A 19,602-nucleotide genomic window follows, 5' to 3' on the forward strand; every position below is an offset into this window, starting at 1 on the left:
GATTAATTAAAAAAACCAGCTACCATATAGAAAAAGCCCCTTTCCAAAATTCTGGAGGGGGCTTTGATTTTTAAAATGCTGGTTCAAAATATCTGTTGAGTATTACATGATGCATTTTGCCAAACATGAGATAGCACCAATCTTTGAATTCCTGAATCTCTGTGGGTGAAATTAGGCGAAGGCCTTTTCTCAGCTCACGCTCAAACAAATACTTGGAAAAGCTGACCTTTTGTAAGATAGTCTTCACATAGTCCATCATAGTCTAAAGAGTTTAGGGTTTTAACTGATTTTAAGTTTCAATACGGAGGCATTTCTGTATATGTTGCGTTATTTTAGAAATGAAAGAGTATAATATTCCCTATTTTCGCAACCATGATTAAAACGCTTGCCCAATTCATTTTCGTATGTGGCCTAATCCTATTTTCAGGAATGGCCGTGGCTCAGGATGTTAAGATTGAGCTTGGACCTGCAGAGATCGGCCTGAATGAAACTTTCACAATTAAAGTAACGCTTAGCAACGAAAAAATCAAATCCTACGACCAGTTTCCTGAGATCCCGAGCTTTCAAAAACAAGGAATCTCCCAGTCCTCCTCCATGAACCTCATCAATGGGCAGATGAGCAGTTCAAATAGTATCATACAATATTACAAACCTAGTAGAAAGGGTGATTTTACCCTAGCTCCTTTTGAGCTTACGATCAATGGGCAAGCTTATTCTTCTAATGGAAAAAAAATCACTGTGGGGGACCCGGCCAGCAGCAATAGCGGGCGTGGTTCTGTTACTGACCCATTTGCAGATTTCTTTGGAAGATCTGCTGTGGAAGATCCCGAATATGTTGAGATGGAAGATGATGCTTTTTTCTCCGTCTCTGTGGATAAAGAAGAAGTTTATCAGGGAGAGGGGATTAACATAAGCCTTGCATTTTATATGTCTGAGTTAAATCAGGCACAGTTTACATTTTTTGAGCCAGGAAGGCAGCTAGATGATATTTTGAAGAAAATAAAGCCTACAAACGCGTGGGAAGAGAACTTCAACATTAGCAATATTGACCGCGAAGAAGTGACCATCAACGGGAAGAGATGGGCGAAATACAAAGTGTATGAAGCTACTTTTTTCCCTTTTTCCGAAGGAGAAATAACCATTCCGAGGATACCGTGGGAGATGATTAAATATAAGATAGCTAAAAACCCTACATTTTTTGGGGCAAATAGACAAGAGGACTTTAAAACATTCTACTCTACTCCAAAGACAATAAAAGTCAAGCCACTTCCACCTCATCCATTGAAAAATGAGGTAAGTGTAGGCCAGTTTCAGATTAGGGAAAATATCACAAACATAGAGATAGAAACAGGACAGGGATTCGATTATAACTTTGGTATCAGTGGTGTAGGGAACATCAATGCGATATCAGCTCCTAAAAGACTGCCAACTGCGAATTTGAACACCTATGATCCGAATGTGCGCCAACAGATCAACCGCGGATACGGACGGGTGTCCGGCATCAAGGAGTTTAATTATTACATTACCATCAACGAGGCAGGAGAAATAGATCTTGGGAAGAATTTTGAATGGGTATATTTTGATCCAGAGCGCGCTGTATATGATACACTTAGGCCGCAGGCGAAAATCACCGTGGTAGGTGAAAGCAAGGTTAATCAGGCTATTTCCAGCCAGCGTTTGGGCGGGCTTTATGACCGCATATCGGCTGAAGACAACAGGTTTTTAAACGAGAAATATAAATACTATTTTACGGTCGCAATCAACGTTTTGCTGCTTATAGCAGTGACACTACTGGCTGTATTGATAATCAGAAAGAGATAATGGGCAATTCATTTGGAAAGCTATTCAAGATCACCACATTTGGTGAATCACATGGGTTAGCTTTGGGGGTTATCATCGAAGGATGCCCTGCAGGACTGAAAATAGACGAGACCAAGCTTATTGCAGAGATGCAACGCAGAAAGCCGGGACAGTCCAAAATCACAACACAACGTAAAGAGGAAGATGAATTTGAGATCAAATCCGGAGTTTTTGAAGGGGTAACTACAGGTACCCCAATCGGGATTGTGATTAACAACTCTGATCAAAAAAGTAAAGATTATTCTCATATCTCCGATAAATTTCGGCCTTCCCACGCAGACTTTACTTACTTTGAAAAGTATGGACTGAGGGACTATCGTGGTGGAGGAAGGAGTTCTGCAAGAGAAACAGCCGCGCGCGTAGTGGCAGGAGCTATTGCAAAACAACTTCTGGAGACAAAAGGAATCAGTATCCAGGCTTACGTTTCCCAGGTAGGTGATTTGAAACTGGAAAGAAGTTACGCGGAATTGGATTTGGCAAAAGCCGAAGAAAATATAGTGAGATGTCCTGACCCGATAGTTGCAGAGAAAATGATCGAGCTGATCGATTCGGTAAGAAAAGACCGGGATACGATTGGTGGAGTTGTGAGCTGCGTGATCAAAAATACCCCAGTGGGAATTGGTGAGCCTGTATTTGATCGACTGCATGCTGAATTGGGCAAAGCGATGCTAAGTATCAATGCAGTAAAGGGATTTGAGTACGGAAGTGGCTTCGAAGGGGTGAAAATGCGGGGATCAGAACACAACGATACATTTGTTCAGAAAGGAGGTAAAGTCCATACACTGACTAATCATTCTGGAGGAATCCAAGGGGGGATATCCAACGGAGAAGATATTTATTTTAATGTGGCTTTTAAGCCTGTTGCTACTATTATGTCAGACCAGGTATCGGTAAATGAAGCAGGTGAATCAGTAACAGTCTCTGGAAAAGGGCGACATGACCCTTGTGTAGTACCCCGAGCAGTGCCGATTGTGGAAGCAATGGCGGCATTGGTCATAGCTGATTATATTTTGTTGTCAAAAAGCAATAAACTGCAGGACTTCTAACTGCAAGACTTCTAAACCCATATATATGTTTAAAAAGATACCCTTACATACCCAAATTATCATCGGACTTGTTCTGGGGTTGATTTTTGGTTTGGGAGTTATTAAGACTTCGATTCCCAATTCTTTCACTATTGATTATATCAAGCCATTCGGGACCATTTTCATCAATGCGTTGAAAATGATAGCCGTTCCTTTGGTGTTGGCCTCTCTCATTGTTGGGGTTTCTAATTTGGGAGACGTTTCCAAGCTTAGCCGAATCGGAGGTAAGACCGTAGGTACTTATCTGATTACTACAGTATTGGCGATAACTATTGGTTTGGTGCTGGTCAACGTGTTCAAACCTGGTAAAAGCCTGCCTCCTGAAACCCGCGAAAATTTAATGAGTTTGTACGAAGGAGATGCAGGATCCCGCGTTGGCCAGGCGGCAGAATTGCAAAAGCAGAGCCCCCTGCAGCCATTGGTGGATATTATCCCTGATAACGTTTTCCGCGCTACTACAGACAACGCTGCAATGCTGCAAGTGGTGTTCTTTGCGATTTTAGTAGGTATTGCTTTGCTTCAAATCCCAAAAGCGAAAGCAGATCCTGTTATCGCTTTTTTCGATGGGATGAATGATGTTATTATCCAGATTGTGAATTACATCATGATAATTGCTCCCTATGGGGTATTTGCACTGATGGCCTCCCTGATTGTAGAGATTGCCGGGGAAAACCCAGACTCCGCAGTTCAGCTATTGTTGGCATTATTGAAGTATAGTCTGGTGGTTTTAGGAGGGTTGTTTATTATGATCCTGGTGGTTTATCCGCTGATTTTGATGGCTTTCACCAAAGTGAAATACAAGGACTTTTTCAAGGCAATCAGACCAGCTCAATTGCTTGCTTTTTCTACGAGTTCAAGTTCTGCTACACTTCCGGTTACCATGAAGCAAGTAGAGGAAGAGCTGGGCGTATCTGAGGAAGTTTCCAGCTTCGTGTTGCCATTGGGTGCCACTGTGAATATGGATGGGACCAGTCTTTACCAAGGCGTCGCAGCGGTGTTTATCGCACAGGCATTAGGGATGGAGTTGACTTTGACACAGCAGTTGATGATCGTTTTGACTGCCACGCTGGCCTCTATTGGTTCAGCGGGAGTTCCAGGAGCAGGGTTGATCATGCTTATCATTGTATTGGAGTCGATCGGTGTGCCTGCCGCAGGGATTGCGTTGATTATTGCTCCTGATAGGATCTTGGATATGTTCCGCACAGTGGTGAATGTCACTGGTGATGCTACAGTTTGTACGATTGTAGCAAGTACTGAAGGAGAATTACCAGATGGTTTGATCAGAAAGTCAAATCCGATGACTCCGAATGAATAGAAATTGTTACACACAAAAAAATGGTCCTGTCTTCCCGACGGGACCATTTTTGGTTTTAGCGTGAAAGTTGGGTTTTACTTCAAACCTCCAGTCATTTCTTCTGGCTTTACCCACTCATCAAATTGTTCTGATGTAAGTAAGTTCAAAGCAATAGCAGCTTCTCTTAGGCTTGTACCTTCTTTATGTGCCTTTTTGGCAATAGCAGCTGCATTTTCATAACCGATATGCGGATTCAAAGCTGTAACCAACATCAACGAATTCTCCAAGTGTCTCTGGATCATGGACGTATTTGGCTCAATACCTACAGCGCAGTGATCATTGAAGGAAACACATGCATCACCGAGCAAACGGGCAGAGGTAAGAAAGTTAGCCGCAATCAAAGGCTTGAACACGTTCAATTCAAAATGACCATTTGAACCTCCGATGGAAATAGCGACATCATTTCCCATTACCTGGGCAGCGACCATAGTCAGGGCTTCTACTTGGGTAGGGTTGACTTTTCCCGGCATAATAGAAGATCCAGGTTCATTTTCAGGAATCAGGATCTCGCCGATTCCAGACCTTGGCCCGGATGAAAGCATCCGCACATCATTTGCGATCTTCATTAGAGAAACAGCCAACTGCTTCAACGCTCCATGAGTTTCTATCATTGCGTCATGCGCAGCAAGGGCTTCAAATTTGTTTTCTGCCGTCACAAATGGTTGTCCTGAAAGCTCAGCTATTTTCTTGGCTACCAGCTCTGCGTATCCCTTCGGTGTATTCAGGCCTGTTCCAACAGCTGTTCCGCCCAAAGCTAATTCTGATAAGTGAGCGAGTGTGTTTTTCAGGGCTTTCAAACCGTGATTGAGCTGAGCCACATAGCCCGAAAATTCCTGCCCTAGCGTAAGAGGAGTCGCATCCATAAAGTGTGTGCGTCCGATTTTCACCACATCCTTGAATGCTTCAGCTTTTTTGGCAAGAGTATCCCGGAGCTTTTCAACACCTGGAATTGTAGTTCCCGTCACCATTTTGTAAGCTGCTATGTGCATGGCTGTGGGATAGGTATCATTGGATGACTGAGATTTGTTTACATCGTCATTGGGATGGATTTTCTTTTTGGCATCTTCCAAAGAACCTCCAAGGAGCACATGTGCTCTATAGGCGATTACTTCATTGGAATTCATATTGGACTGTGTGCCAGAACCTGTTTGCCAGATTACCAATGGGAATTGGTCGTCGTGCTGGCCGTCTATTATTTCATCACATACTTTGCTGATAATATCAGCTTTGTCTTGATCCAGAACCCCAAGCTCAGCATTGGTCAGCGCTGCAGCTTTTTTCAAAATAGCAAAGGCGTGGGTGATCTCTACTGGCATACGGTTTTTCTCACCGCCGATTTTGAAATTATTAATGGATCTTTGGGTCTGTGCGCCCCAGTATTTGTCTGCAGGCACCTCCACAGGCCCCATAGTGTCTTTTTCTATGCGGATGCTCATATTGATCGTATGTTTATTGAATTTTTTGTGGCGCTAAATTAACGCCAAAAGCCATTTTTCCCTAAGAATAGAAGGCTTAATCCTTCATTTGGAAATTGATCAGCTGGTGAAAAACTTTTCGTGACGCTTTTACCTGTCTATTGAAGAAATACATGGCTACAATATAATTGACTAACCCTATTATAAAGCAGAGGATGGCGTATCCGTAGTTGGGGATGAGAAATGAATAAACAGCAGTGAAGGCTAATAAAATGATAGACCAAAAAGCAATGAAAAAAAGTGCACCAGGGAAAAGACGGTAATTGATAAATAGAATGGATCCTCGTGGAGTGCTTTCGATTTTTCCCAAAATTAAAGGGAGGAATGTGTCAGCCCTGTTCACAACTTTTGAAATCCTAAACGTTTTTTTTCCCACCAAACCGTTAAAGAGGATATCTTCGTTGGCTTGGGTTCTTGGGTCAAGGTAATTCACCTCCCTGGTTACCCGATTTAAATGACTTATCACCTCTTCTTTAGAAAGAGCACTGACCAGGGTTTCGCTATCGTAAGGTAAGAGGTTCAATATTCTTTATTTAACGGCAATACAGGAGATTTCCACATTTACATTTTTGGGAAGCTTACTTACTTCTACTGTTTCTCTGGCCGGAGGGTTCGACTTGAAGTACTGTCCATAGGCTTCATTGATTGTGGCAAACTCGTCCATGCTCTTGATGAAGATACTGCATTTGACGATATCTGTGAAAGTGAAATCAGCTGCCCGAAGTACTGCTTCCAAGTTTTTCATCACAGCATGAGTCTCCTCGGTGATGTTCTCATTAATCAACTCGCCCGTCTCAGCATCCAAAGCAATTTGCCCGGAGACGTAAAGTGTATTTCCCGCCAAAACAGCTTGGGAATAAGGGCCAATCGGTGCCGGAGCTTCTTTTGTGAAAATGATATTGTTCATCTGATTTTTATTTACACTTTTTACTACTTACAAACTTTCACTTCTTCTTCGGTAAAACAATTTTCTAACTTCTACTTATTCTTAACTGCGACTGTCTACTTCCTTTTTGCTTCATTCCAATAGACGTCCATCTCAGCCAATGTCATTTCACTTAGATTTTTGCCTGAGCTCTTTGCCGCAGCTTCCAAGTACTGAAAGCGCTTAATGAATTTTTTATTGGTTCTCTCCAAAGCTTCCTCTGGGTTGATAGCTATAAATCGTGCGTAATTAATCAGAGAGAATAATAAATCCCCAAATTCCCCACTAGCCTTTTCGAGGTCAATTTCTGCATCATTGTCCACATTAAATTCGGCTTTGAATTCCTGCATTTCCTCTTCTACCTTCTCCCAAACTTGATTTTTTTCTTCCCAGTCAAAACCCACTCCGCGTGCCTTTTCCTGAATTCGCATGGCTTTGATCAGGGCAGGCAGTGATTTCGGAACTCCGCCAAGTACAGATTTATTTCCCTTCTCATTCAGTTTTATTTTCTCCCAATTTTGCTTTACAGCATCCTCGTCTTCAGCATGGGTATCTCCATAGATATGAGGATGTCTTCTGATTAGCTTTTCGCAAAGCGAATCCATCATCGTTTTCATATCAAAGTTGCCTTCTTCGGATCCTATTCTCGCATAAAACACGATGTGAAGCAGAATATCCCCCAACTCTTTTTGGATCTCATCGGGATCACCCTCAAGTATCGCATCGGAAAGCTCAAAAGTTTCCTCTATTGTTAAATGTCTGAGACTTTCTGTCGTTTGCTTTTTGTCCCAAGGACATTGCTCCCTGAGCTCATCCATAATTGTAAGAAGTCTGTCAAAAGCTGCCAATTTTTCGGCTCGGGTACTCAAATTTGTCATTGGTGAGGAAACTATGCTTGAATTGTGGACGTTTTCGAAGTAAAGCCTTAAATTTGCGCAAATTTATCCGTTATGACAACCGTATTTCTTACTCTTGGTTTCGTTGCTTTATTCTTCATTTTGATGTCGGTAAGGCTTTTATTCCTTAAAAACGGCGAATTTAAAGGCACTTGTGCCTCCCAAAACCCATATCTGAATAAAGAAGGGGGAACCTGCGGTTATTGTGGGAAAACTGTAGATGCGAACAGCAGCTGCGGCAATCCAGACAATGAAGTGGACAAGGTTCTAGCTAAATTCAAGTAAAAGCAATCCTGTCATCTGACAGGATTAATCAGTTTTTAACCTAATCAAATTACTGTACGTGTCACTAATTAAATCAATCTCTGGCATCAGAGGAACTATCGGCGGTAAAGCCGGCGATGGACTTACTCCCATTGATATTGTCAAGTTTACTTCAGCTTATGGAGCTTGGGTACTTGAGAAAACAAACAATCCCAAAGTCATCATCGGCAGAGATGCTCGCCTTTCAGGTGAGATGGTTTCCGGATTGGTTTCTGCCACTCTACAGGGCTTGGGCATTCATGTGATCGACTTGGGCCTGAGTACCACCCCAACCGTTGAATTTGCGGTTCCATTGGAAAAAGCAGGCGGGGGGATTATTCTTACTGCCAGCCATAATCCTGTGCAATGGAATGCATTGAAGCTCCTCAATGAAAAGGGAGAATTCATTTCAGATGCTGAGGGGAAGGCTATTTTGGAGAAAGCTGAGAAGGAGGATTTTACCTTTGCTGAAGTGAAAAAACTTGGCACTTACATTCAAATTGACGACTACATTGACAGACATATTCAGCATGTGCTGGATTTAGAACTGGTGGACGTGGATGCAATTACCGCCAGAAACTTCAAAGTCGTGGTAGATGCTGTGAACTCCACTGGAGGGATTGCAGTTCCGAAGTTACTTAGAGCTCTTGGTGTGACAGAAATCGAAGAGATGTACTGTACACCTGATGGTCATTTTCCACATAATCCTGAACCGCTTCCTGAAAATCTCCGTGATATCTCCAGTAAATTGGAACGGGGCAGTTTTGATTTGGGAATTGTGGTAGATCCGGATGTGGACCGGCTGGCATTTATCAATGAAGACGGATCGGCATTTGGAGAAGAATATACCCTAGTCGCCGTCGCGGATTATGTTCTTTCAAAAACTCCCGGAAATACGGTTTCAAACCTAAGCTCCACTAGAGCACTGCGTGATGTGACCGAGAAAAGAGGTGGAGTATATACTGCCGCTGCCGTAGGCGAAGTGAATGTAGTAAATCAGATGAAAGCGGTTGATGCGGTGATTGGCGGTGAAGGCAATGGGGGGATTATTTATCCCACGTCACATTATGGGCGGGATGCCTTGGTGGGTATTGGATTGTTCTTGACCCACCTGGCGAATTTTGGTAAGACTATTTCCAGGCTAAGAGCCACTTATCCTAATTACCACATTTCAAAAAATAAAATTGAGCTTACTCCCCAGATTGACGTCGATAATATTTTGCTTGAGATCAAAAAGAAGTATAAAAGCCATCCAATCAATGATATAGACGGAGTCAAAATCGAGTTTGAAAAGGAATGGGTACATTTGCGGAAGTCAAATACGGAGCCGATTATCAGGATCTATTCCGAATCCGAATCTGAAGCTACAGCGGAGCATTTGGCTAAAAAACTTATTGCAGATATCAAAGAAGTGGTCAATGCTTCTATGATTTGATCTTCGACTTACAAAGAATATACAACCCAATACGAGTACAATGAAAGTTTATTTAGACAACGCGGCCACCACTGCCATGGATGATCGGGTGATCGAAGCTATGATCCCCTTTATGAAAAATCACTATGGTAATCCTTCTTCCGTCCATAGTTTTGGTAGAGAAGTAAGGACGGCAATAGAACGATCCCGAAAGAAGGTGGCTGAGTTGCTAAATGCAACACCGGCAGAAATTTTCTTCACTTCCGGCGGAACTGAAGCAGATAATACTGCTATTGTTTGCGGAATCGAAAGCCATGGCATTTCCCACGCGATCACTTCTCCTCTGGAGCATCATGCAGTCCTGCATACGCTAGAAATGTGTGAGAAAAAGGGTCATATCAAACTTAGCATGCTCGATGTGAATGATCAAGGCGAGCTGGACTTGGATCAGCTTGAAGATCTCCTCAAAGCAAACTCAAAAAGTCTGATTTCCCTGATGCATGCCAATAACGAGATCGGAAACATCAATGAACTCAATAGCATTGGAGCTCTTGCAAAGGAATATGGAGCATTTTTCCATTCAGATACTGTGCAAACCATGGGGCATTATGTACATGATCTTAAATCACTACCTGTGGATGCTATCGTAGCTGGAGGACATAAGTTTCATGGTCCTAAAGGTTCTGGGTTTCTTTATGTGAAAAAGGATAAGAAAATCCACCCATTGATCCACGGTGGAGCACAGGAGCGGAACATGCGTGGTGGGACTGAAAATGTGATCGGGATTATCGGCATAGCAAAAGCATTGGAAATTGCCTATGAAGACATGGCCGGGCATCAAGCACATGTAGAGGCGATCAAAAAGCATTTCATCCAAAGCCTGACCCAGGAAATCCCTGGAGTTGGATTCAACGGACTATCCGCAGATTTAGAAAAGAGCCTTTACACAGTACTGAGTGTGAGCTTACCTCCATCTGAAGCGAATAGCGGTATGTTGCTGTTCAATCTTGATCTGGAAGGCATTTCTGCTTCAGGTGGGTCGGCTTGCAGTTCGGGAGCCACTGTGGGTTCACATGTGCTAAGAGCAATTAATCATACACCGGAGCGAGATGCCGTTCGCTTCTCCTTCAGTCGATTTAATACGATAGAAGAAGTAGATTATACCGTAGGGAAACTGAAAGAATTATACATTGTAGAAGCATAAGACATTGGAAAGGAGCTCGAAAGACTCCTTTTTTTATTAGATATAATTTAGTGAGGAAAAAATAAAGATAGGGAGAGTTATAACAGTTCAATCATTTTTGGTAACCGATCGCATATGGAGTCCAAATCTCATAAATCGGATCGCCTTTTGAACTTAAGCCGCTGTGGTGCCACTCACCATCTTTTACTTCATAATTGAAATCCAGACTGGCTCCCACCCGACTATCGTCACGGGAAAAAAAGGTGATGTTTTCTATGTACTTTCCATCTTCGGCGGTGTAAGTGCCTCCCCCGGTTCCAGAGAATTCCCTGGTCTCTGAATTGAAAGCTACCCACTGGAATCTACCTCCGCTAAGGATTTTTACCGTTCTGCGAGCTCCAGGAGTTGATCTGGAGATTTCTTCACCACGTTTTCTGCCAGTGATTACCCAATTACCGGTGAGATCATCCTTCGAGTCTGATACTTTTTCCCAGATTTCTACGAGCATTTTTCCGTTGGCCTCTGAGGAAATAACCATTTTTTCGTTTACCCAATCCAGCTTGTATTGATTTGTTTTTCCAACCTGAACTGGATCTGATGTGTAAAAATCAAGTGTTTCAAGGTATTTTCCTTCCTGGTAGGAAAATGGTCCTCCTCCTGCGCTTACAAAATGATTATCTGCAACCCGTTTTGCACCAAATGCAAAATAATCATCCTGATAAATTTTAATGTATTCCAGATCCTTTACTTCTTGGCCATCTTGATGGGTCAATTTCCATGCTCCATCAAGGTCTTGGGCATTGGCCAAACTGAAGAAAAATATTGCTGAGAAGAAAAGTAGGGTTGTTTTCATGATTTCTGGAATTTTAATGTCCTATTAAATTCAGGAAGATTCGGCAGAAAACCAATGCTTTATTTAAGTTGCGGCGAGTATTCCATCTGAAATGAGTATTCACTTCTTATGAAACCGAGCCTGTTGTAGGCAACACACACCGGAATGAGTAGGAATTATGGGGATTCCATCTGGCAGTTAATAATAAGTATAAGCGGATGAAAAAATTCAGTCTAGGTGCTTCGAAAAGTGAAGTGTTGGAAATGTTTTCCGAAAATGTGATCCATAAGATCCATTTAGAAGAAATCACCATCGCGCTGGTGAGAAAAGGTGAGCAATTCTTTGCCTTTCAGGGAGCATGTCCTCATCGCGCAGCGTCCTTGTTTCGGGGAACATTAATTGACTCCACAGAAATTCGCTGTCCTCTACACGGGTATAGGTTTGATATTCAAACCGGAGAGGTGAGGGTTGGTTTTTGTGATACCTTGGAGATTTACCCAAATGAATTCACAGCTGAAGGGTTGAAGATTTTTATGTCAGTCGATTAAGATAAATCTACCAGTAATCAAATAGTAGACTTGAAAATTAAGTTTGTGGCTCGAAAATAGGATTTTCTAGCTACTTTAAGTTTTAATTCACCCAATTTATACTATGCTGAAGCGAGGGATCCGTAAATGGGATCTGGTTTTTCTGATTATCAATTCTGTCATCGGAGCAGGGATTTTTGGCCTTCCGGCCAAAGCCTTTGCACTATCCGGTCCATACTCCTTACTTGCTTTTGGCGTCTGTGCGGTAGTGATGCTGGTGCTAATACTGGTCTTTATGGAGGTGAGCTCAAGATTTGACCGGACGGGCGGCCCTTATTTATACGTTAAAGAAGCTTTCGGCAATCTACCTGCCTTTGCGGTAGGTTGGATTTTGATGTTGACCAGACTTTTCAGCTATGCCACCTTGATTAATTTGCTTGTCATTTACATGTCTTTTTTCTCTCCTGTTTTCCAAAAGGAAAGGATGCGGATAGGAATGATCGTGGTTATCACGGTTGTGTTGACCGGGATTAATTTGTTAGGGATAAAAAATTCCACCAGAACCACGAATTTTTTGACAGTTTCCAAGTTGGTTCCATTGTCCCTGTTTATTTTCATTGGGCTGTTTTTCCTTAATGGAGAAGCATTTGATTTCAGTTCTCCTCCGCCAATGCCCGAGTTTGCTAATTCAGCTTTGCTGCTGATTTTTGCTTTTGGTGGTTTTGAGGCTGGTTTAGTGATTTCTGGGGAGGTTGAAAACCCCCGTAAAAATCTTCCATTTGCGCTGATGACGGCAGCGCTCATTATTGCCGTGTTCTATGTGATGATTCAGGTTGTCGCTATCGGTACCCTTCCCGATTTGGCTACTTCTGATAAACCACTGGCAGATGCTGCGTCCCGGATTATGGGTTATGGTGGAGGCTTATTTATTACAATCGGGGCAATTGTGTCTATTCTGGGAACACTAAACGTACAGATTTTGAGCGGCTCGCGATTACCTTTTGCACTAAGTGAATCACAGCAGTTTCCAAGGCTATTTTCCTTCGTCCATCCTCGGTTTCGTACCCCCACCATAGCGGTTTTATTTTTTGCTTTTTTGATTATTGTCGTCGCTATTGTCTGGGATTTTATGGGTTCTTTGGCAATTTCAGTCATTGCCCGCCTACTGATTTACTTGCTGGTTTGCGGAGCTTTGGTACGTTTGCGCAGAAGTCAGCCGGATGTAGATTATTACAAGTTGAAGTTTGGAGTCCCGCTCGCCCTTGCAGGAATGGCAGCAACGATCTGGCTGCTCAGTAGTACCCAGCTAGAAGAAATCACGGATATGGCACTTTGGACAGGACTGGGTTTTGTTATCTATGGGATGCATAAAGTTTTTTCAAGAAAATAGAATTGACGATTGGTAATCCTGCTTCCAGAGAAGCAGCGTTCTTTAAAAACATGAAGGCTAAGTGACTGTAGGAATATGGTTTTTTCCTTAATCTTTAATTCCCGATATTTTGTTTTCAAACCCAGCTTAACCTATTCATGAAAGCTCTCTTCAGCCTAGCCATCGGTTCCCTTTTTCTTTTTTCAGCCTGCCACACTAAGTCCACAGAAATTGACTATACTGATTGGTCGCATTATGGAGGTCCGGTAGACGGCTCTAGGTATTCCTCTTTGGCACAGATCACAGGAGAGAATGTCTCCAAATTGGAAATCGCATGGACGTATAAAACAGGTGATGCTACTGCCAGTTCGCAGATTCAATGCCAGCCAATCGTAGTAAATGGGTTGCTGTATGGCTCCACGCCGAAGCTGAATGTATTCGCTTTAAATGCTGAGACTGGAGAGGAAGTCTGGAGATTTGATCCCTTTGAGGTTCTTGGTGGAGAGAATTCCTGGGCAGGAACGAACCGTGGAGTTAGCTATTGGGAGGACGGCGAGGACAAGCGGATTCTTTTTGGAGCGGGTAACTGGCTGATGGCGGTGAATGCTGAGACGGGGGAGCCAATCCTTAGTTTTGGTGATCAGGGGAAAGTCGATTTACGGAAAGGACTGGATACAGAGCGAGAGGATTTTTTGATTGTAGCGAATGCTCCGGGTGTCGTGTATGGGGATTTGCTGATTATAGGAATGCGCCTGTCTGAGGGATTGGATGCCGCACCGGGACATATTCGGGCATATAATATCCGTACCGGAAGAAGGGAATGGATTTTTCATACTATTCCTCAGGAGGCTGAAGAAGGATTTGATACTTGGGATGCTAAGCATATCAAGCAGATCGGTGGGGCAAATAATTGGGCTGGAATGACTGTGGATCAGAGAAGAGGAATTGTATTCGTGCCTACAGGATCAGCCACGTACGATTTTTGGGGTGGTTATCGCAAAGGGGATAATCTGTATGCAAATTCACTGATTGCCCTAAATGCTCAGACAGGGGAGAGAATCTGGCATTTTCAGGCAGTTCATCACGATGTTTGGGACCGGGATTTTCCGGCCAATCCTAATTTGATCCGCATCCAAAAAAATGGGAAATGGATAGATGCAGTAGCACAAATTTCTAAACAGGGAATGACTTACGTATTTGACAGGGAGACAGGAGAGCCTGTCTGGCCTATTGTAGAAACAGCAGTCACTCAGTCAGAAATGCCTGGAGAGTTCTCCTCAGCTACCCAACCTATTCCAAGTCTGCCGGATCCATATATGGCTATGGTTTTTGACGAAAAGAGTATTCTGAATCTTCGTCCGGAATGGGAAGCTGATATTCGCCAGCAACTGGATGGGGCGATCTATGGTGATACTTGGGCACCTCCACATCCCGAAAAGCCTGTTGTGCTTTTTCCGGGAATGGATGGGGGTGGAGAATGGGGCGGAGCGGCTTTTGATCCGATGACTCAGACTTTTTTTGTGAATTCTAATCAAATCCCATGGGTAATTGGTATGACCCCGAATGCTGATTTCGAGAATGTTGGCCAATCAGTTTACACGAACTATTGTGGCAATTGTCATGGGCTGGATCGAAAGGGGAATCCACCTACTATTCCTAGCTTAGTGGAAGTAAAAGAAAAATATACCTACGATTCGCTTGATCTTCTACTCCGCAAAGGAAGAGGAGCGATGCCTGCTTTTGATCATATTTCTCTGGAAAACCGAAAAGTGATTTTAGAATACCTGTTAGATAAAGCTCCTGCAGAAGGAGAAAAGCAGGAAATGGAAGGAGGACAATCACAGCTTTTTCCACGCTATTATATGGACGGATATAAAAGACTGACAACCGACGATGGACTGTATGGTTCTAACCCTCCATGGGGACTTTTGACGGCTATCGATATGAATACCGGTAAGAAAAAATGGCAAGTGACCTTAGGAGAAATTGATTCACTAAGTGCTCAAGGCTTTGCCCCCACTGGTACCGAGAATTATGGTGGGCCAGTGGTAACAGCTGGAGGTGTACTTTTTATTGCAGCTACAAAGGATGAGAAAATAAGGGCATTTAATAAGCAAACAGGTGAAATCCTATGGGAAGCCAAACTTCCAGCCTCAGGACATGCTACACCCGCAGTCTATGAAATGGGAGGTAGGCAATTTATTGTGATCGCCTGTGGAGGAGGCAAAGGCACCAAAAGCGGAGATACGTATGTGGCTTTTGCTTTGCCTGGTTAATAACTATAATTTGTAATACGAAGATTTAGTGGCTTTTAATCCATCTATAGAGAATTTTCCTCCCCCGAAGATGAGTATTGCGACAAAGATGACAAAGTAAAGTAAGGGCAATTCTTTTCTTCCAAATGGATCCGCCGAATGAGCTATCAATGCAGCAGTCAACATGGTAATTATCAGTGGAATGGTGGCAAGCCTGGTTTTAAAACCGATGATTAGTAGGACAGCACATAGAACCTCTGCAAATGCAGCCAATGAAAGTGATACGATAGGACCTAAGCCAAGAAAATCCATGAATTGGATGGGCTCGTCTCCGAAAAGCCTCTTGATCTTGGGGATACCGTGGGTTAATATCATCCCTCCGGCACCAAGTCTCAATATCAGTATTCCAATATCTTCTAAAACAGTCTTTTTCATTTCATTAGGGGTTAGCATCCGAGTTAATCGAAAATAAGATTAGAAATCCAGAAATAGGAGTTTTTTTACACGATCTGTAGTATGTTCACCTGCATATTAAAAAAAAATCGCCGAAACCTCTCGGTCGGCGATTTAATTACGCATCGTGAATTATAACTTGATAATTATTTGCCTTTTTTATTGATCATTGTCATTATGGTCTGACCGATAATTTTTAGATCTGAAATAAGATTTACCTGTCCTAGATAGTTAAGGTCAAGCAACATTCTTTGACACATCTCCTCAACAGTTTCTGCATAACCATAATCAACTTGGCCAATGGAAGTAATTCCTGGACGGATGGTCAGCAACTGAGTGTATCGTGGCTGTCTGGCAACAATTTGTTTTATAAAATGAGCCCGCTCTGGCCTAGGTCCCACTACAGACATATCGCCCATCAATACATTGAAGAACTGAGGAAGCTCATCCAGATGGGTTTTTCTCATGAAATTACCCCATTTGGTGATTCTCGGGTCGTTATCAGTGGTTAGCTGCGGGCCGTTCACCTCAGAATCCACAATCATACTTCTGAACTTATAGATGTAGAAAGGATTCCCGTTTCTACCAATTCTTTCCTGCTTATAGAAGACCGGGCCTTTCGAAGTTATTTTGGTGATAGCCATTAATGCTAGGAAGACAGGTAATCCTGTTAGAATTGCGAATGAAGAAAATAGAATATCAAATGTTCTTTTTGCAAATCTTGTCGTTACTTCTATACCCTGGTTCACTCTTTGTGAAACAGAGCTGCTTGAAATGTTAGTCAGGGTGAAAAGGTCAGGGATAATTCGCCCCGACTGGTAGCCTTTGAAAACAATTTCTTGTTGATGTGATGAGTTACGTATCATTAGTTTAATATTTTAAGTCTATTACTGTGTGCTTGTCATAATCCAATTGGGGTGCCAAGCAAAAACATGCCTATTTTGGCTGTTTGAGGGCTTTCTGAGGAATTATTAACATTTATTATGTGGAGGGTATCCCCACATTGAGAGGGTTATTACCTGATGGGTTCAGGACTGGCTCCAATAAGCCTTGGTCATAGAGAATGACTTACGAAGTCCAACTGGGAGAGACTGATAATGAAGTCCCAGTTTATAGCCAATCAATTTAGCTCCCGTAGCGATCAGGCATTTTGGGATCAAAAGTGGATTGTGTTTAAAAGTGTATTTGAGTTCTGATTTGAGATACTTGAGTCCTTCACTTTCTGCTCTGCCAAAGTTTTCGAAAATCCATTGGTTATTGACATGAAATACTCCGATGTCAAAATACCGTTTGAATTCTTCAATGGCTGAATAATCATGTGAGTGGTGTATTTTGGAGTTCGAAAGGTACGCCATTTTCCATCCATCAAGCAACATTTTTCCAGCAATTAATACATCTTCGCCTAAAATAGAGCCAGTAGGGAAGCCATTAACCTCAAAAAAGGCAGTTTTTCTATAGGCAGCGAAAGAATTGGAACAGGAAATTGTTCTAATTCCATAGCGGTCAGCATCTTCCATCCCTTTCACTTTTGACTCAGCTGGGTAATTAAAAAGTCTGGCATGCGTCTCCAAGACCTTTGCGTTTTTGTGTGGGAGCTGGCGGCCATAGACCATACCCAGTTCGGCATTTCCTTTCAATGCTTCCACCATAACTTTAATGGCATCGGCGTCAGCAAGAATTGCATCCTGGGTAAGAAATACAAAAACATCAGCATCGGGATATCTCTCCGCGGCCATTTGACGGGTTCCACCGTGATCAAAGTCTTTCTTATCAATCTGAATGAGGTCACAGGTTTCTTCATTGATTAAATCCAAGGTGCCGTCAGTCGAGCCAGAATCGATGACTATCAGCCTGGAAATCGGGTAGCTCTGCATGGCTATTCCTACGAGGACCTCTTTCCAAATCGGGCCAGCATTTAACGTAGGGATAAAAAGGTTGACTTTCATTGCTTAAAAATTAATTTTCCGAGATTTCTACTCCACCGTAATTAGCTGTGCCCGAAATGAGTTTTTCGTTTTTGAGTGTCGCTTTTCCCTTGCCTACAAATACCACCGTTTCTGTATTTGCTATTCCCCGATATTCATTTCCCTCCATAGTAAGCTTATTTGGATAATGGCTCCGAAACGCTTGATTTTGTTTTCCTCCCAGGATGGATGTGATTTTATTGTTCTTCACCTCCAGCTTTTTTGAGTTGTCATCAAAAATGGCCGTATTGAATGATTTTATCTCATTTCCGATGATCTGGATTTTTGTAGCTGTGTTTCGAATGATAATCGCAGATGAATTTTGGCTTAAGATCTCATTGTTTTTGACTAGTGCATTGTCAGCTTTGGTAATCAAAATCGTCGGATTTCCGGAGGAGTTTTTGATCTTATTTCCTACCAGCTCCACTTTCCCTTTCATATTAAGATTGAAACTGGCGTGGGAAAAACTGTTGTTTTCAATGAGGAATTCTTCCACTTTAATGTCATTTGGCAGTGAAAGTGATCCTAATTCATTATCGGTCAAATGGATTTTTTTAGCCCTCGTATTTGCGATCAGATTGACGCTGCTGAAGCGATTGCTGTCCAAATGCAATTCTTCCAGATCAAGAGTCACTTCTACCTGGTTATCAGCCCAGTTTTCTTTGGCCAGCACCAATCCGCAACTTTCTACATAGATTGCGGGTCTGTTGTTTCCATAGGCTTCATTTTTCCAAATAAGCACATTGGAAACATTGATCAGGGTGGCAATGCCTGAGCCATCTGGTGTAGATTTATTTTTTACAAAACCATTTCCACAAGTGATATTTTTAGTGATGACACATTCGATGTCCTTTGCCTTTTCCTTGGACCGGTTGTTAATGTCAATTGCATCGGATGCATTTTCATCGAGAATATTGTTGGAGAAATTATAATCTTTTTCTTTTCCCGAACTGCCAAAAGCTACTTGAATTGCCGACATACCATTGTGATGAATTACATTGTTAAGTACTTCAACTTTGCGGCTGCCATGGATGAAAACACCATTTTCCCCATTCTTATAAATCTCGGAACTGTGGATCGAAACAGTGTTGCTGGACATAATCCGAATGCCCGTTCCGGGCTGATAGCTGTGGGTTTCCGTCCGCGGCATCCCAAAATGATGGATTTTGGTGTTTGCGATTTCAATCCCGCTTGACTGAAAAGTCATAATTCCCGGAAAGGCTCTCAGCTTGGTAGAGTCTCCGGTTAACTCGGTATTATAAATGTGGATCTGATGACTTTTTAAAAGGTAAATCCCCTCATTTTTTGATTCCCCTTTGATCGAAATGCATACATTTTCAACCCCCTGACCCATAATCAAGGGATTTGGAGAATTCTGTTTTTCTATGGAATATTCCCCGGCTTTTGCAGATTCATGATGTTTTATAATTCCTTCAGCGTGAATACTCACTCCAGATCTGAGAAGGATTGTCCGCACTAGATACTTTCCTTCTGGAAAAAATACAGTGTCACCTTCCGTAGCTAGATCAATCACATGTTGAATGGCTTCGGTCTGGTCATGAGCTGAATTCGCAGAAACACCCAATTCAAGTACATTTATTGTATGGCCCGCTTTTGATGTATCAGTTTGGCTGTTACCCATTTGCGGCAATGCAAAAACAAACAAGAGGAGTAAATGAAAAGATCTGATCATGTTATTAATTGTCT

18 protein-coding genes are annotated in these 19,602 nt (G+C 42.5%); 9 read left to right on the forward strand and 9 right to left on the reverse strand.

Annotation, left to right across the window (positions count from 1 at the left end; genetic code table 11):
* The first annotated feature begins 372 nt into the window (after positions 1-372).
* Genes AS141_RS25100 through AS141_RS25110 form a run of 3 tightly spaced genes read left to right on the forward strand, consistent with a single transcriptional unit; the run spans position 373 to position 4,260 of the window.
* A complete protein-coding gene (locus AS141_RS25100; RefSeq protein WP_057940473.1) occupies positions 373-1,821 on the forward strand; it encodes a BatD family protein in 1,449 nt (482 codons plus the stop codon).
* Positions 1,821-2,906, forward strand: coding sequence for a chorismate synthase (gene aroC, locus AS141_RS25105; protein WP_057940474.1), 1,086 nt, complete (start codon positions 1,821-1,823; stop codon positions 2,904-2,906). The genes AS141_RS25100 and aroC overlap by 1 nt, the downstream gene beginning before the upstream one ends.
* 25 nt (positions 2,907-2,931) lie before the next feature.
* Positions 2,932-4,260 carry a dicarboxylate/amino acid:cation symporter gene (locus tag AS141_RS25110; protein WP_057940475.1) on the forward strand — a complete coding sequence of 443 codons (1,329 nt, stop codon included), beginning with the start codon at positions 2,932-2,934 and terminating at the stop codon, positions 4,258-4,260.
* 74 nt (positions 4,261-4,334) lie between these two features.
* Here the strand turns inward: AS141_RS25110 and fumC are convergent, their stop codons facing one another.
* The 4 genes from fumC to mazG all read right to left on the reverse strand — a co-directional run bounded on the left by fumC (position 4,335) and on the right by mazG (position 7,577).
* A complete protein-coding gene (gene fumC / locus AS141_RS25115) occupies positions 4,335-5,735 on the reverse strand; it encodes a class II fumarate hydratase (protein ID WP_057940476.1) in 1,401 nt (466 codons plus the stop codon).
* A 76-nt stretch (positions 5,736-5,811) separates the two neighbouring features.
* Positions 5,812-6,297 (reverse strand): hypothetical protein, encoded by a 486-nt coding sequence (locus AS141_RS25120; protein WP_057940477.1) that lies wholly within the window; start codon positions 6,295-6,297, stop codon positions 5,812-5,814.
* A gap of 6 nt (positions 6,298-6,303) precedes the next feature.
* A complete protein-coding gene (locus AS141_RS25125) occupies positions 6,304-6,681 on the reverse strand; it encodes a RidA family protein (protein WP_057940478.1) in 378 nt (125 codons plus the stop codon).
* A gap of 95 nt (positions 6,682-6,776) precedes the next feature.
* Positions 6,777-7,577, reverse strand: a complete 801-nt coding sequence (gene mazG, locus AS141_RS25130; RefSeq protein WP_057940479.1) for a nucleoside triphosphate pyrophosphohydrolase — start codon at positions 7,575-7,577, stop codon at positions 6,777-6,779.
* Between the two features lie 72 nt (positions 7,578-7,649).
* On the opposite strand from mazG, the gene AS141_RS25135 reads away from it, so the two are divergent.
* Genes AS141_RS25135 through AS141_RS25145 form a run of 3 tightly spaced genes read left to right on the forward strand, consistent with a single transcriptional unit; the run spans position 7,650 to position 10,516 of the window.
* The gene (locus tag AS141_RS25135) at positions 7,650-7,880 is read left to right on the forward strand and encodes a hypothetical protein (protein WP_057940480.1); all 231 of its coding nucleotides are present in this window, start codon (positions 7,650-7,652) and stop codon (positions 7,878-7,880) included.
* Between the two features lie 58 nt (positions 7,881-7,938).
* Positions 7,939-9,333: a phosphoglucosamine mutase gene (glmM, locus tag AS141_RS25140; protein WP_057940481.1), complete on the forward strand. Its 1,395-nt coding sequence runs from the start codon at positions 7,939-7,941 to the stop codon at positions 9,331-9,333.
* A 40-nt stretch (positions 9,334-9,373) separates the two neighbouring features.
* On the forward strand, positions 9,374-10,516 hold the full coding sequence (locus AS141_RS25145) for a cysteine desulfurase family protein (protein WP_057940482.1): 1,143 nt from the start codon (positions 9,374-9,376) through the stop codon (positions 10,514-10,516).
* A 91-nt stretch (positions 10,517-10,607) separates the two neighbouring features.
* On the opposite strand, the gene AS141_RS25150 is transcribed toward AS141_RS25145, so the two are convergent.
* Positions 10,608-11,348: a hypothetical protein gene (locus tag AS141_RS25150; RefSeq protein WP_057940483.1), complete on the reverse strand. Its 741-nt coding sequence runs from the start codon at positions 11,346-11,348 to the stop codon at positions 10,608-10,610.
* Between the two features lie 197 nt (positions 11,349-11,545).
* Between AS141_RS25150 and AS141_RS25155 the strand changes: the two genes are divergently transcribed.
* The 3 genes from AS141_RS25155 (at position 11,546) to AS141_RS25165 (ending at position 15,499) form a co-directional block, all read left to right on the forward strand.
* Positions 11,546-11,875: a Rieske (2Fe-2S) protein gene (locus AS141_RS25155; protein WP_057940484.1), complete on the forward strand. Its 330-nt coding sequence runs from the start codon at positions 11,546-11,548 to the stop codon at positions 11,873-11,875.
* A gap of 103 nt (positions 11,876-11,978) precedes the next feature.
* Positions 11,979-13,244, forward strand: coding sequence for an APC family permease (locus AS141_RS25160; protein WP_057940485.1), 1,266 nt, complete (start codon positions 11,979-11,981; stop codon positions 13,242-13,244).
* Between the two features lie 137 nt (positions 13,245-13,381).
* Complete coding sequence (locus AS141_RS25165; RefSeq protein ID WP_057940486.1) at positions 13,382-15,499, forward strand: outer membrane protein assembly factor BamB family protein; 2,118 nt, start codon at positions 13,382-13,384, stop codon at positions 15,497-15,499.
* 3 nt (positions 15,500-15,502) lie between these two features.
* Here the strand turns inward: AS141_RS25165 and AS141_RS25170 are convergent, their stop codons facing one another.
* The 4 genes from AS141_RS25170 to AS141_RS25185 all read right to left on the reverse strand — a co-directional run bounded on the left by AS141_RS25170 (position 15,503) and on the right by AS141_RS25185 (position 19,588).
* On the reverse strand, positions 15,503-15,913 hold the full coding sequence (locus AS141_RS25170; protein WP_057940497.1) for a DoxX family protein: 411 nt from the start codon (positions 15,911-15,913) through the stop codon (positions 15,503-15,505).
* Between the two features lie 164 nt (positions 15,914-16,077).
* Complete coding sequence (locus AS141_RS25175; protein WP_057940487.1) at positions 16,078-16,797, reverse strand: sugar transferase; 720 nt, start codon at positions 16,795-16,797, stop codon at positions 16,078-16,080.
* A gap of 162 nt (positions 16,798-16,959) precedes the next feature.
* Positions 16,960-17,877, reverse strand: a complete 918-nt coding sequence (locus AS141_RS25180) for a glycosyltransferase family 2 protein (RefSeq protein WP_057940488.1) — start codon at positions 17,875-17,877, stop codon at positions 16,960-16,962.
* A 10-nt stretch (positions 17,878-17,887) separates the two neighbouring features.
* A complete protein-coding gene (locus AS141_RS25185; RefSeq protein ID WP_082632434.1) occupies positions 17,888-19,588 on the reverse strand; it encodes a right-handed parallel beta-helix repeat-containing protein in 1,701 nt (566 codons plus the stop codon).
* Positions 19,589-19,602: the final 14 nt, after the last annotated feature.

The sequence above is a fragment of the Algoriphagus resistens genome (assembly GCF_001442615.1).
Lineage (GTDB): Bacteria > Bacteroidota > Bacteroidia > Cytophagales > Cyclobacteriaceae > Algoriphagus > Algoriphagus resistens.

Bases quoted from the DNA above. Each gene is read 5' to 3' on its own strand.
- AS141_RS25175 (WP_057940487.1), bottom strand. From the start codon at position 16,797: ATGATACGTAACTCATCACATCAACAAGAAATTGTTTTCAAAGGCTAC.
- fumC (WP_057940476.1), bottom strand. From the start codon at position 5,735: ATGAGCATCCGCATAGAAAAAGACACTATGGGGCCTGTGGAGGTGCCT.
- AS141_RS25160 (WP_057940485.1), top strand. From the start codon at position 11,979: ATGCTGAAGCGAGGGATCCGTAAATGGGATCTGGTTTTTCTGATTATC.
- AS141_RS25125 (WP_057940478.1), bottom strand. From the start codon at position 6,681: ATGAACAATATCATTTTCACAAAAGAAGCTCCGGCACCGATTGGCCCT.
- aroC (WP_057940474.1), top strand. From the start codon at position 1,821: ATGGGCAATTCATTTGGAAAGCTATTCAAGATCACCACATTTGGTGAA.
- AS141_RS25165 (WP_057940486.1), top strand. From the start codon at position 13,382: ATGAAAGCTCTCTTCAGCCTAGCCATCGGTTCCCTTTTTCTTTTTTCA.
- AS141_RS25100 (WP_057940473.1), top strand. From the start codon at position 373: ATGATTAAAACGCTTGCCCAATTCATTTTCGTATGTGGCCTAATCCTA.
- AS141_RS25185 (WP_082632434.1), bottom strand. From the start codon at position 19,588: ATGATCAGATCTTTTCATTTACTCCTCTTGTTTGTTTTTGCATTGCCG.
- AS141_RS25135 (WP_057940480.1), top strand. From the start codon at position 7,650: ATGACAACCGTATTTCTTACTCTTGGTTTCGTTGCTTTATTCTTCATT.
- AS141_RS25145 (WP_057940482.1), top strand. From the start codon at position 9,374: ATGAAAGTTTATTTAGACAACGCGGCCACCACTGCCATGGATGATCGG.
- AS141_RS25150 (WP_057940483.1), bottom strand. From the start codon at position 11,348: ATGAAAACAACCCTACTTTTCTTCTCAGCAATATTTTTCTTCAGTTTG.
- mazG (WP_057940479.1), bottom strand. From the start codon at position 7,577: ATGACAAATTTGAGTACCCGAGCCGAAAAATTGGCAGCTTTTGACAGA.
- AS141_RS25180 (WP_057940488.1), bottom strand. From the start codon at position 17,877: ATGAAAGTCAACCTTTTTATCCCTACGTTAAATGCTGGCCCGATTTGG.
- AS141_RS25155 (WP_057940484.1), top strand. From the start codon at position 11,546: ATGAAAAAATTCAGTCTAGGTGCTTCGAAAAGTGAAGTGTTGGAAATG.
- AS141_RS25170 (WP_057940497.1), bottom strand. From the start codon at position 15,913: ATGAAAAAGACTGTTTTAGAAGATATTGGAATACTGATATTGAGACTT.
- AS141_RS25110 (WP_057940475.1), top strand. From the start codon at position 2,932: ATGTTTAAAAAGATACCCTTACATACCCAAATTATCATCGGACTTGTT.